The sequence below is a fragment of the Lysinibacillus sp. FW301-JW8 genome (genome assembly GCF_058788755.1).
On the sequence record NZ_JBYTBB010000008.1, the window covers coordinates 56666 to 70044 of the forward strand.

11 protein-coding genes and 1 other annotated feature are annotated in these 13379 nt (G+C 36.5%); of the genes, 8 read left to right on the forward strand and 3 right to left on the reverse strand.

Translation table 11 applies throughout. The features are described 5' to 3' along the window. Positions 1-9: 9 nt before the first annotated feature. Together AC3WOM_RS05315 and AC3WOM_RS05320 are read right to left on the reverse strand one after the other, a co-directional pair. Positions 10-1011 carry a permease gene (locus AC3WOM_RS05315; RefSeq protein WP_492445442.1) on the reverse strand — a complete coding sequence of 334 codons (1002 nt, stop codon included), beginning with the start codon at positions 1009-1011 and terminating at the stop codon, positions 10-12. A gap of 153 nt (positions 1012-1164) precedes the next feature. Further along, on the reverse strand, positions 1165-1749 hold the full coding sequence (locus AC3WOM_RS05320) for a DJ-1/PfpI family protein (RefSeq protein WP_427545429.1): 585 nt from the start codon (positions 1747-1749) through the stop codon (positions 1165-1167). A gap of 141 nt (positions 1750-1890) precedes the next feature. Here AC3WOM_RS05320 and AC3WOM_RS05325 point away from each other — a divergent pair, with 141 nt between their 5' ends. From AC3WOM_RS05325 to ileS, 6 genes are all read left to right on the forward strand, one after another. Further along, positions 1891-2337, forward strand: coding sequence for an Lrp/AsnC family transcriptional regulator (locus AC3WOM_RS05325; RefSeq protein WP_427545431.1), 447 nt, complete (start codon positions 1891-1893; stop codon positions 2335-2337). Between the two features lie 372 nt (positions 2338-2709). Next, positions 2710-3231 (forward strand): sigma-70 family RNA polymerase sigma factor, encoded by a 522-nt coding sequence (locus AC3WOM_RS05330; protein WP_427545433.1) that lies wholly within the window; start codon positions 2710-2712, stop codon positions 3229-3231. Next, the gene (locus tag AC3WOM_RS05335) at positions 3224-4186 is read left to right on the forward strand and encodes a DUF3221 domain-containing protein (RefSeq protein ID WP_492445444.1); all 963 of its coding nucleotides are present in this window, start codon (positions 3224-3226) and stop codon (positions 4184-4186) included. The genes AC3WOM_RS05330 and AC3WOM_RS05335 overlap by 8 nt, the downstream gene beginning before the upstream one ends. Before the next feature lie 153 nt (positions 4187-4339). Further along, positions 4340-5002 carry a hypothetical protein gene (locus AC3WOM_RS05340; protein WP_427545436.1) on the forward strand — a complete coding sequence of 221 codons (663 nt, stop codon included), beginning with the start codon at positions 4340-4342 and terminating at the stop codon, positions 5000-5002. Then, a complete protein-coding gene (locus tag AC3WOM_RS05345) occupies positions 4995-5399 on the forward strand; it encodes a hypothetical protein (protein ID WP_427545438.1) in 405 nt (134 codons plus the stop codon). The genes AC3WOM_RS05340 and AC3WOM_RS05345 overlap by 8 nt, the downstream gene beginning before the upstream one ends. Before the next feature lie 237 nt (positions 5400-5636). Further along, positions 5637-5877, forward strand: a binding site (T-box leader). A 57-nt stretch (positions 5878-5934) separates the two neighbouring features. After that, positions 5935-9027, forward strand: coding sequence for an isoleucine--tRNA ligase (gene ileS / locus AC3WOM_RS05350; protein ID WP_492445447.1), 3093 nt, complete (start codon positions 5935-5937; stop codon positions 9025-9027). 517 nt (positions 9028-9544) lie between these two features. Here the strand turns inward: ileS and AC3WOM_RS05355 are convergent. Further along, positions 9545-10147: a LysE/ArgO family amino acid transporter gene (locus AC3WOM_RS05355; protein ID WP_492445449.1), complete on the reverse strand. Its 603-nt coding sequence runs from the start codon at positions 10145-10147 to the stop codon at positions 9545-9547. Between the two features lie 138 nt (positions 10148-10285). On the opposite strand from AC3WOM_RS05355, the gene AC3WOM_RS05360 reads away from it, so the two are divergent. Together AC3WOM_RS05360 and AC3WOM_RS05365 are read left to right on the forward strand one after the other, a co-directional pair. Beyond that, complete coding sequence (locus AC3WOM_RS05360; protein ID WP_492445499.1) at positions 10286-11710, forward strand: aminotransferase-like domain-containing protein; 1425 nt, start codon at positions 10286-10288, stop codon at positions 11708-11710. Between the two features lie 624 nt (positions 11711-12334). Beyond that, the gene (locus AC3WOM_RS05365; RefSeq protein ID WP_492445450.1) at positions 12335-13081 is read left to right on the forward strand and encodes a hypothetical protein; all 747 of its coding nucleotides are present in this window, start codon (positions 12335-12337) and stop codon (positions 13079-13081) included. Positions 13082-13379 lie beyond the last annotated feature (298 nt).

Consider the following 13379-nt stretch of genomic DNA (forward strand, 5'->3'; position numbering starts at 1 on the left):
AATTTCCCCCTAAATATATGGTGCTGCCAGCCATAACAGAGTAAAGACAACAGCAAAGACTATGAATAATAACCATAATACAAATTTAATCCTAAATACGCCCAGCATCATAATGGTATTTTTAAAATCAATCATCGGCCCAAAAATTAAGAAGGCAAGAATAGCAGGCGAAGGGAAAATCGAACTAAATGAAGCACCAATAAATGCATCAGCTTCAGAGCAAAGTGAGAGTATATAAGCTAGAGCCATCATGACAAATAGTGAAGATGGTAGATCACTTCCAATGTTAACTAATGTCTTGGTTGATAGAAATGTTTGGACAAATGCAGCTAGAAAGGCACCAATGATTAAATATTTCCCCATATCAAAAAATTCATCAATTGAATGTGTTAACATATGTGAGCATTTTTTATTAAACGGTAATTTTTCTGCAGGGGCATGTGGTTTATTAATGTGAATACCTTGTTTAAATTGTGTTCCTTTGAAGGAAAAACTTATTATGAGAGCTATTATAATGGCAAAAAGAAATCCTAAAATCATTCGTAAACCTGCTATTTTCGCATCATTCCCAAATGCCATATAGGTAGAAATGATGACAATAGGGTTAATAAGTGGTCCAGTTAACATAAAGCCCATTGCAGCATGAATAGGTACTCCTTTTGAGATTAGCCTTCTTACAATGGGAACAATACCACATTCACATGCAGGAAATAATGCACCAACATTACAGCTCATAAAAACAGCCATCAATTTATTTTTAGGAATCCATTTCTGTATATGATCCTCTGTGATAAATATTTGAATAAAGCCTGCAATAAGAACCCCGATTAACACAAAAGGTAGTGCTTCTATCAAGATACTTAAAAAGATTGTATTAAGATTTAATAGGGAAGGACCAATAGCAAATAACAAAGGGATATTAGAATAGAAGGAAGGTGTTAGAAAAAGAGCTAAGATTAGCAAGAATAAAAACCAAAAATTAAAAAAATATTTTATAGCATAACGATTCACATGTACCTCCTAAATATATGTCTTCTGTTAAAAATAGTAATGATTACGTTTTAAGGTATGTGCTTTTCTATTAGGTTATTACTAAATCCACCAAAAAAATAGAATCACCGCAAATTTTCCAGCGGTGATTCTTGTAGTGAAGATGACTCACTTCTATTTAAAGCCCATTAAATCCTTCACATTCCTTGTATTTTCAATTGATGTTAGCATTTCAAGCAAGGAAAAAGCCACGTCAAAGGCAGTACCAGGATTGGAAGATGTAATAATATGTTCGTTTTGGACAATTCGCTCATTGACAATGACTGCACCATAGGATTGGAGCTGTGCTAAACGCTTGCTTGTTGAATGATTATAAGTGGTAGCTCTTCGATTTTGTAGAATGCCACTATGACCTAAAATAAGAGAAGCTACACAAACCGTGGCAATTGGTTTTTTATGTTCATCGAAGTAACGGACAATCTTCTGAAATTCTTCACTGAAGGCATCTGTATAAAAGCCCGCTTCCTCAAAGCCTCCAGGGATGGCTAGTGCATCAAAGTCCTCCAATGAGATTTCGTGAAGTAATTTTTCTGGGGCTACGTTGAAATTCCATGTACATTGCAGTTGTGGATGTAATCCTACAGTCACTACTTCTGTTGACCCATCGCCCTCCCATTTATTCCAGCCAAGAACATCTGTAAAAACACTCGCTTCAACAGCCTCAAAGCCATTTGCTAATAATAATAAAATTTTTTTCATGCTGAATATGCCTCCTTTATATGTTTCATTGTAGAGGACGAGGTTTCACAATAACAGAAGTTGTATAATGTAATTATAAGGATTTAGTTTATAATATAAGGAAATTTCTTAAATCTAATTAATAAAAAAAGGTGGAAAACAATGGATCAAATAGATACTGAAATCTTATTGCAATTACAGCGAAATGCAAAAATTTCAATGAAGGAATTAGCGGCATCCGTTCATTTATCCTCGCCAGCTGTCATTGAACGTGTTAAAAAGCTAGAAGAGCAAGGAATGATTGAAGGGTATAAAGCAAAAGTAAATTTAAAAAAGATACAGCGCACAATTCAAGCTATTATTTTATTTAAATCGATTGATTGTAAAAGTCTTTCAGATTTTTGCAATGCCCACCCAGATGTTTTGGAGTGTTATCGAGTAGCAGGTGAGATTAGTTATATTGTGAAGCTTGCTACATATTCAGTGGAAACATTGGAGCGGTTTATTGATGAGGCAATGCCCTATGGAACACCTTCAACTAATATTGTGCTATCTTCAACAGAAAAAACAGTCATTGCTCCATTTTTTAATGAGAATTTAGACAAATAAGAATAGAGTATGTTTAGTAGCCGAGAAAACTGCTCAGGTCAGGGGGAAACTGCTCGGGTAGCCAAGAAATGTGCCCAGGTCAGGGGAAAATCTGCTCGGGTGACCGAGGAAACTGCTCAGGTAAGTGAAAAAATTGCTCGGGTAGCCAAGAAACTTGCTCAGGTCAGGGGAAAACCTGCTCGAGTGACCAAGGAAACTGCTCAAGTAAGTGAAAAAATTGCTTGGGTAGCTAAGAAACCTGCTCATGAGCCAAGGTTGTGAATCACCTATATCGTGAAGATAGGAATTTACTGCAGCTTTATAGAGAAAAAATTTCAAAAAATGCAAACCTCTAGCTTGTGAGCACCGTTTATAGGGCAGAGAGGGGGAGAGATGTTGCTTGAGATTTATGAACTTGAAGGAATAATGGAGCAGCATACTGAAAGGCTGATTCGACTGGCCTTTTATTATGTAAGAGATTTACAATGTGCAGAAGACATCGTTCAGGATGTATTTATTAAATTTTATGACCATCAACAAAACTACGAAGAACGTGGGGAATTGCGGGCTTATTTATCAAAACTTGTTACCAATAAAAGTAAAGATTATTTACGTAGCTGGACTTACCGTAAAATTCAGGTACAACAGAAAATTTTTGCGAAGCAAACTGTGATAAGAAGGGACATGCTTGTTCAGCAAGATGAACAAACATTAATTGAAAATGCCATTTTAGCACTACCATTAAAACAGCGTGAGGTTCTTATTTATTTTTATTTTGAGGAATTACCTGTTATGGAAATTGCCGAGCTATTAAGTATTCCGGAGAGCACAGTCAAAACAAGACTGCGTCGTGGAAGAGAGCTATTAAAGCCAAAGCTACAGCATATTGAATGGGAGGTGCTACTGCATGAGTAAAGTGGATGTGACAGTAATAAGGAATCTATCGGAAAGTAAAAAGAGGGTTATGGCAAATGTTGTGCAGCATATAGAACGGCGTGACAATAAAAAAAGAGCTTGGCGATGGCAATATAGTTTAATAACCATTGTTTTTACAGCATGTATAGGGTTGTTTTTCTATTCACAATTACAATTTGATAATAAGCTTCATTTATCTTCAAATGAGCTGCCAATTCTAGATGAAGATGAAATATCCATAATGTTGTTGAATGCATATAATCCTCAAAGTGAACAATCTCGTAATGATTTTTTTCAATTAATGATAGAAATGAATGCTTATTACGCATATGCTTTAAGCAAGGGAATTGAAATAAATGAAGAACTGATAGACAAGAATAGAATAATAAGTAAACGAGATTTCGAGAATCAATTAGAAGATGAAGATTTTAATAATAGTCTTGCAAGTTTAGAGCTTACATTTGATGAGTATTTTGAAAAATATATCGAACCTTTAAATATTAAGGGAATCGCGCGAAACGAATTACTCAAAGATTATCAAAAGAGATATGAAAATTCCTTTCCACTACATGCTTATCTTGGTGTTAAAAAAGAGGCAATGGATTATCTTACTGCAAAATATCCAGATAAAATTGCCTATCTAAAGAAAAAATATCAATTTTCAATCGATCCAAAAGATGCGTATGTATCTGATACAAAGTATAAAACAGGTTATGTTGTAGCAATTGAAGAAGATCGTTTCTTGGTTGTTTCTGGGGAAGTAAAAGATTTAATTGGACATTTATCAAATGAAGAAATGTTAAATCAAAAAGAAAATGGCATTTGGTACCCACTTCATGAAGTAAAAGATAAAATTGCAATAGGAAAAATGGTAAACGTTACCTATAGTATGCAAGAGCGTCTTGGCAAATATGGCTTTGTAGCTAATTTGGATGAAATTGAAATTGTGAAATAATAGAAAAACAGCTTATTAAAAATGATATGCCCCAACTCACAATTAGGGTCATTTTCATTTAGGATAAGCTGTTTTTGGTGGTAAATTAAGATACAATTATTGTAAGTAATTACAGCATTATTACATAAAAAAAGAAAGAAGGGGGTGAAGGCTTTGTTTATAATTATGGATTTTGCAATCGCTTTCCTGTTAACTATTCCTCTATTATTTTTACATTTTAAGAGTAAATATATGGAGCATTGTAAATGGCAGCTATTTTCTTCAATAGGGTTATTAAATTTTTTAACTATTTATTATGTGATATCCTTTGGTGATATCTTTTGGATTGTGCTTGTTTGGCAGTTACTATTTATTTGGCCAATCTGTATCGTTTCTTACTTGTATTTGTATAAACAGAATTATCACTCTTCTTATTATTGGGGTTTAAGAAAAAAACATTTCCTTTGGATAGGAACACTCACAATCATTAGTATCTTTACGGTGTTTATAGGTATGTATGGAGCTAATAAAAAAGTCATTGCCTTTCATCAGCAAGTAATGCAGGATTTTGAGGACAGCCGTGACCGCCAGCTTTATTTAATCGAGCATGCAATTGCCCCAGCTACATTGCTAGATTTATCGGATCAAATAGAAAAAGTGAGAGATGGGCAAGTGCGTGCATTAACCTTACCGTGGCGAAGCAAGGTAATTGTGACGATAGACAATAGAGAACAGAAGGAATTCACTTATGTAAGGTTTTACAATGGCTGGAAGTTAGATGGAATTTATCGAGAAAGTTATACTATGGAAATAGACAGGGGTACAGAGAATGATTGATTATTTTGAACGGATTGTGCGCTTGACTGATTTGGAAGTCTGGTCAATCCGTATCGAGCAAATACATTACTGCATAGTTATTATGGATGAACGAAGGAAAGCTTCTATTGAGGAAATGGAATTACCAGATGCTATCATTGATGAAGATGCTCAACGGACAAACTATGTATCAGTTAGCATTTTTTCTGAAATCGGTGTAAAAAAGGAACATAAAGAAGTTTTAGATGATTATGCAAAGCGTTTCACAAATCATTTAGCACTTGCCCATTGTAACGTGGTTGTGAAATTTTATTTGGAGTGGCCAGAAATTGCAGTAGATCGAATGTTGTATCAGAAATATGGTTATAAATTAGCAGATATACCATTAAAAAAATTATGGCATTTGAATCAAGAATAAGGAGAGAACATGGTACTTCATGAAAATGGTTAAACATTCTTAAGGACATTAAAAATAGAGCAGCAAGAAGAGCAAGCCGAACTTTTACAATCTGCGATAATACATAACAAGTGGCAGGCTTCATAATACAGTATTTATTTCATAAAAGTATTGAGGCATGTCTAGAGGCATTTTTAGTATTTTGAAATTGTTGACAGGCAAAAATTACTTTGTTAAGATGAATGACAATAAAAGCATACAAATTCGTTGATGAGAAAGAGTAATGTTTCATTTTGTTCTACAGAGAGCCGACATTTATGGTGAAAGTCGGTGTGCAAATGTTACATGAAAATCCTCTCTGAGAAGATTAGCCGAACATAGTAGGTTAATCCGGGTGTCTACCGTTAAAAAGAACACGTATGATTGTACGTTGCTGAGTGCTATTGAACGATGCGTCAATAGAATTAGGGTGGTATTCGCGGTTAACCCCGTCCCTTGCTTGGGACGGGGTTTTTGTATGCCTTTTATACAAATGGATTGTATAGGAGGAAGTCACATGCAAGTGGAAAAGAAAAAAGAAACAACTGTAGAAAGAGAATTAAGGATTCGTGCATTATGGGAGCAAGAAGGAACGTTCCAGGCAACTGTTGCGAATCGTTCTGGCAACAAGCCTTTTGTATTTTACGAAGGGCCACCAACAGCGAATGGATTACCCCATGTGGGTCACGCATTTGGTAGAACAATTAAAGATGTCGTTGCTCGCTATAAAACCATGCAAGGCTATTTAGTCGAACGTAAAGCTGGATGGGATACACATGGTTTACCTGTAGAATTAGGGGTAGAAAAAAAGCTGGGTATCTCTGGTAAACAAGAAATTGAGAAATATGGTGTTGAACAATTTATCCAGGAGTGTAAAGGAAGCGTCTTTACCTATGAGAAGAAATGGCGCTCCTTTACAGAACAACTAGGCTATTGGATTGATATGGATGATCCCTATTTAACACTTAGTAATGAGTATATCGAGTCCGTATGGCATATTTTAAGCCATGTGCACAAGGAAAAGCTTTTATATAAAGGGCATCGAGTGTCACCATATTGCCCTAGCTGTCAAACATCTTTAAGCTCTCATGAAGTGGCACAGGGCTATAAGGATGTTAAGGATTTATCTGTAACAGCGATGTTTAAGCTCAAGGATAAGGACGAATATTTTCTTGGCTGGACAACAACGCCATGGACATTACCTGCTAATGTTGCGTTAGCAATGAACCCAGAGCTTACGTATGTGCGTGTGAAGCAGGGGGAAAAAGTGTATATTCTAGCAAAATCACTTGTCAAAAAGGTTTTTACTGAACCGGTGGAAGTGTTAAGTGAACATTATGGTCATGAATTTGAAGGTGTGTCCTACATCCCACCTTTTTCATACGTTACAGTTGATAAAGGGCATAATGTTGTACTAGCTGATTATGTGACAGAGCATAGTGGAACCGGCATCGTGCATATTGCACCTGCTTATGGAGAGGACGATTATAAAACTGTTCAACAAAATGGTCTGTCATTTGTCAATGTTGTGGATGGAAAAGGTTGTTATACAGGAGAGGTGCCAGAGCTAGTCGGTAAATTTGTCAAAGAATGCGATGTTGACATTATTAAATTGCTTGCCAAAAAGGAGCTACTGTTTGATAAGGAAAAATATGAGCATAGCTATCCTCATTGCTGGCGCTGTGATTCACCTTTACTTTATTATGCAACAGATAGCTGGTTTATTAAAATGTCAGCATTAAAAGAAAAGCTATTAGAAAATAATGAGCAGGTCACATGGTATCCAGAGCATATTAAACACGGTAGATTCGGAAATTTCTTAGAAAATTTAGTGGACTGGAATATTAGTCGTAATCGTTATTGGGGTACACCCCTTAACGTATGGATTTGTCAGGATTGTGGTCATGAAGAAGCACCAAATAGTATTATGGCTTTAAAGAAGTTAGCGAAGGGTACTTTACAAGATGTCGAGCTTCATAAGCCATATATCGACGAGGTTATTTGTAGTTGTCCAAAATGTAATGGTGAGATGGAACGCACACCTGAAGTGATTGATGTATGGTTTGATAGTGGCTCCATGCCATTTGCACAGCAGCATTATCCTTTTGGAGACCTTGCTGCTTTCAATAATCAATTTCCTGCTGATGTGGTCATCGAAGGCATTGATCAAACACGAGGATTTTTCTATAGTCTATTAGCGGTTTCAACTTTATTTACAGGAAAGGCACCTTATAAAAAAGTACTTTCCTTAGGGCATGTTTTAGATGAGCACGGTCAGAAAATGTCGAAAAGTAAAGGAAATGCATTGGAGCCAGTAGAACTAATAGAGCAATATGGAGCGGATGCTTTGCGATGGTCATTTTTAGTCGACAGTTCTCCCTGGAATCCGAAACGCTTTTCAAAAAAAATTGTTATGGATGCGAAATCAAAGTTAGTTGATACATTGGATAACATATTTAAATTTTATCAGTTGTATGCTGAAATCGATGGCTTTGAGTACGATGCAAACAATACAGGCACACGTACAAATTTAGATCATTGGATATTGTCTCGTTTACATTATACAATTCAGCTTGTGACAAAATGTATGGATGATTTTCAATTTACACAGGCAACACGTGAAATTGGAAAGCTTGTGGAAGAGCTAAGTAATTGGTATATCCGACGTTCACGGGCAAGATTTTGGGCAAATGGGTTATCGGAGGACAAACGAGGAGCCTTTAGCACGCTATATGAGCTATTAACAATAATTTGTCAATTATTAGCACCATTCACACCATTTATTGCAGAGGATTTGTATCGACAATTATGTGGAAAAAGCGTGCATTTACAGGACTATCCGAAATATAATGAAGCACTTGTTAATGCGAAGCTCGAAAAAGAAATGCAAACTATTTTAACAATCGTAGAGCTGGGGCGTAGCATTCGCAATAGTCAGGGGATCAAGGTCAAGCAGCCATTAAGCGAAATCATTGTCTCTGTTGATGGACAATTAACCGATTTTCAGCCATATAGCGAGCTTGTGAAAGACGAACTAAATATGAAAGAATGTTTATGGACAAATGATTTTTCAGCATACGAAACAGTTCATTATAAACTGAACTTTAAAACAGCAGGAGCAGTATTTGGAGCAAAAGTGAATAAAGTAAAAGAGTATGTAGTGAATTTTAATGATCAGGAAAAACGTGAGTTACAGAGAACAGATGAGGTAACGTTTACGATTGACGGGGAACAGCTAACATTGTTAAAGAAACATGTGTTAATGGAATCGATGGTAAAGGATCAATATATTTTAGCAGAAGATGCCTCATGTCGAATCCTTATGAATGTTCAGCTTACAGCAAGCTTACTGGAAGAAGGACAAATAAGAGAATTAATTCGCACAATCCAAGACACACGTAAAAAGTGGCAACTACCAGTAGAGCAGTATGTTTCAATTTCAATTGCTGGAAATACTAAAGCAACGTCTATTATCCAGCAGCACGAAGCGTTATTAAAAGCAAATGTGTTGTTACATGATATTGATTATGTAAGTGAGAGTCAGAGTGAACGCTATATTGAGACAGATATGTTTGATGAGAAGATTACCGTTTATTTTAATAATTTTTAGTTCACAGGAAGTTTAGTAACCCTCGAGTTCGTTTAGGTCACAGGAAAAGTGCTCGGGTAAGCTCGAAAACAGCTCAGGTTGCTAGGAAAAGTGCTCGGGTAAGCTCGAAAACAGCTCAGGTTGCTAGGAAAAGTGCTCGGGTAAGCCCAGAAACAGCTCAGGTCGCTAGGAAAAGTGCTCGGGTAAGCCCGGAAACAGCTCAGGTCGGCTGGGAAAGCGCTCGGGTAAGCCTGGAAACAGCTCAGGTCGGCTGGGAAAGCGCTCGGGTAAGCCTGGAAACAGCTCAGGTCGGCTGGAAAAGCGCTCGGGTAATCCTGGAAATTCTCAGGTTGCCAGAAAAAACGCTCGAGTAAGCCCGGAAACAGCTCAGGTCGCTAGTAAAAGCGCTCGGGTAAGCCTGAAATCCGCTCAGGTTGGTAGGAAAAGTGCTCGGGTAAGCCCGGAAACAGCTCAGGTTGCTAGTAAAAGCGCTCAGGTAACCAAAATTGGAAGAATCCTGAGCGTTTTTATGTAAAAATTAAAATAACCCATTAATTAGATAAAGAGCTGTAGCCCAGATAAAGATAGCGGAACATTTATTAAAAATACTCATTAGTTTCCCTGAGCTATCGAGTTTTTTGAAATAGGCTCCAGCAACGGTGAGTCCAAAAAACCATAGCCAAGAAATCAATATACAAGCAGTGGTGAACAATAATTGCTCAGTGCCACTATATTTTAAAGCACTCGTCCCAATCACACCAATTGTATCTAAAATGGCATGTGGATTTAAAAGTGAGACAGAGAGCGCGAATAACATCTGTTTTTTCACAGGAAGTGCTTCGTTATTATCAGCTGTGGCTGGGTCGGAGCGCCAAATAGTATAGCCCATATAAAGTAGGAAAAGTATACCAACCGTCATTAAGGCAAAACGTAGCCACTCAAACTGCAATATGATGATAGATAAACCGAATACTGCAAGCAAAATTAGAAGTGTATCACAAATTGCGGCTGTGATGCTCGCAGGGAAGGCTCGAACTAGATGAGGCTGTGTTGCACCCTGTGAAAAGACAAAGACATTTTGTACGCCTAATGGCAGAATAAGTCCAAAAGCTAAAATCATTCCATGAAAAAATGCTTCCAACAAAATTCACTCCTTTCACTAAACATTCTAGTTATGATATAACTAAAAGAAAACGACCAATTGGATGGTTTTTTTACCACCCAATTTTAAGTACTTGAGGTGATTTGATTGAACTGGCAGCCAATTAAACAGGGTGAAATGACATTACAGCAGCAAATTATCCAGTGGATTACTGGACATGTTGAGCGAGGAGATTGGGTGGCGGGAACAAAGCTACCAACACAAAGGAAGCTTGCCATGCAGTTTGGAGTCAATCGCAGTACAGTTCAGCACGCATTAGAGGATTTAAAGGCAGCTGGTATACTAGAAGCAAAGGTCGGCTCAGGTATTTATGTAGCTGATAATTCCTGGCATTCATTAATTACACAAACACAACCAAATTGGCAAAAATATATAGACACTAGTCTTCATAAGCCCAATTACCATACCATTCAAATAATCAATGAATATGAACAGCGCGATGATGTCATTCGTCTGGGAACTGGGGAGCTTGCACCAAGTCTACTGCCAACTACTGATATAGAAGCCTCACTGAAGGAGCTCTCTTTGCAATCAAAAGCTTTAGGTTATTCATCACCCCAAGGCAACGAAAGATTGCGAGCTGCAATTTGTAAGTATGTGAAAAAGAGAGGCATCCATGTACAGCCTCAAAATATTTGTATTGTTTCAGGCGCACTTCAGGGATTGCAGCTGATTGCTGTCGGATTACTTGAGCAGGGCGCTATTGTGTTCCAGGACCAAACATCTTATTTAAATTCAGTTCATCCCTTTCAGTCGGTGGGTATGCAAATGATGGCTATCCATCGAGGTGAACAGCTTGCCCAAACATTGGCTCAACAAAAAAGAAAAAGACAGGCTGTGTTTTATGCTGTTCCTACGTTAAACAATCCAACTGGTGAGGTATGGACAACGCAAGAAAAAAGGCAACTTTACGAAGCGTGTAAAGCATCTCGCATTCCTATTATTGAAGATGACGTTTATCATGAATTGCTCTTTGAAGCGGCAACACCTCCAATAAAATCAATGGATGATAGTGGGCAAGTCCTCTATATTGGAAGTGTCTCGAAAACCTTAAGCCCTGGCCTTCGTATAGGCTGGTTAATCGGTCCAACAACAGTGATTGAACGATTGGCAGATATAAAAATGCAAACAGATTACGGTTCAAGCGCCATTTCGCAGGAAATTGTCTTACATTGGTTACAATCTGGTAAATATGAAAAGCATATTGAAGACTTACGCCAGAAATTACAGCGACGTGCAGATTATGTAGAGACTATTTTAAAAGAAAAATTTGATGATTTGGCTGACTGGAGCAAGCCAAAGGGAGGCTTTTATATTTGGTTAAAGTTTCATGAGCCCATCGTTGATAAAGAATTATTTACCCAGCTATTGTATCAACAGGTCCTTATAAACCCTGGCTATATTTATGATCCACAGGATTCCCATCATATCCGATTATCCTATGCCTATGCCACCTATGAAGAATTACAGAGTGGCTTGGAAATATTATATAAATGTGTAGTAGCAGTGGTTGAAAAACGGAATGAAAAAACTCCATTTTGAATAAAAGATTGATCAAAATGGAGTTTTTTTTTATAAAATTTCAATAAAGCTGCTGTAATATACTTTTAGGTAAATGATGTTTATACATTTCTAATATGTATCAGTATGTTCTGTTCCTTTAATAAAGTAATGAATTTGATTTGGCTTAACATAAATAACAGAATAATCTTTTTTATTTTTTCTGGGGTGTCAAACAATATTAATCATTAATCAAGTTGATAAAAGCATATTTCTTATCAAATTAGCTAAATATTTCGTCAATATATATAAATTATGATATATATATGGATTTAATGTAGAATTTACCATTCCTTTGCACTATAATAAACTTACAAGATTAAGTATAAATACATATAAAAGGAGAAACGTTTTGAGAAATCTAATTAAAATCACAATTTCTTTTATTTTCTTGCTAGTGGCAACTGTCTCATTCTTTAGTCTGTCCGCCGATGCGACTAATGAAAAGTCTCTAAAATACATAGAGTATCAGATCCAGAGTTTTGTAAGAACAAAAGTTTCCCAGCACAACTATCTAACGGGTTGACAATCGGAGTAAATAAAGGCTTATGCGTTCCAGTAATCCTAAAAGGAAAGAATGAAGTATATTCTTTCGGAGGTCCATTTATGGAAGGAGAATTACAGTTTACTATTACTGGAAACAAAGATACATTTATGTATTATAAAGATTCTGGCCGTGGCGGTGACAGTCTTGAATTAGTCGGCGTTCGCCCAAATGGAGAAATTTTCTTAGAGAAAGAAATTGATAATGGTGTAGGTATCAACGCCGAATTCCTTTCGCCTAGTATTATTGAAATAGGTATAGAGAGGTATAATGAAGACTACGTTGCCATGGGCGATAGATTTACAGGCTTATTCGATACAAAATACTATCTACTTACTAAAGATGGAGAGATGAAAGAGATTGATTATATCGATCAGGAATTTGCCGACCTAGCGAAGAAGGGGCAATTAAAATGGGTACCAGGGAATATAGGCATGAACTATAAATCTCTAAAAGCCAATATTAAAGGTATGCTTGAGTATGGCGAAATTCCTTTTTATATGACACCAAAGGCATCATACGTTTTCCCTCCTAAAAATAAGCTTGAAGGAACGGAAGTAGTTAATGCTATAGGCAAAAGAGCGATAATAGCGGGCTCGAAAAAAGAGCTAACTGAAAAACTACTAAAATATTTCGGTAAGCCTGTAGCAGAAAATATAAATGGTAACAGCTATGTATATGCTTACAAAGCTGGTCAATATTATGTAGTAATAGATGGAGACGGCAAAAACAAAGAAGCTCGTCTTTATATAGGTTCAAAGTATGGAATTAACGTTTTATTTTGGCCAATGGATGGAGGCATAGAATAATCGTCATAAGACTACTCTCTATTTCGTAATTAAAACCAATATACTTAAAAATAAATAAACTGTTTATGAACACGCTAAAACCAAATGAGCCACCAAAAGGTTCAAAAATCTTAGTGTGTTCTTTTTACATTCCGTTTAGTATTCAATTGAAAAGAAAATAGTTGAAGGCAGAGATATTGCAATAAATAACGTCTCTGTTTTTTTTATTATTGTAAAATCATTTTTCCGAGATAGAAAAGTTGCGAAATAAGAAATAGAGTGTTACTATTATCTCGAATTCAAGACAAAAGAATTCAAA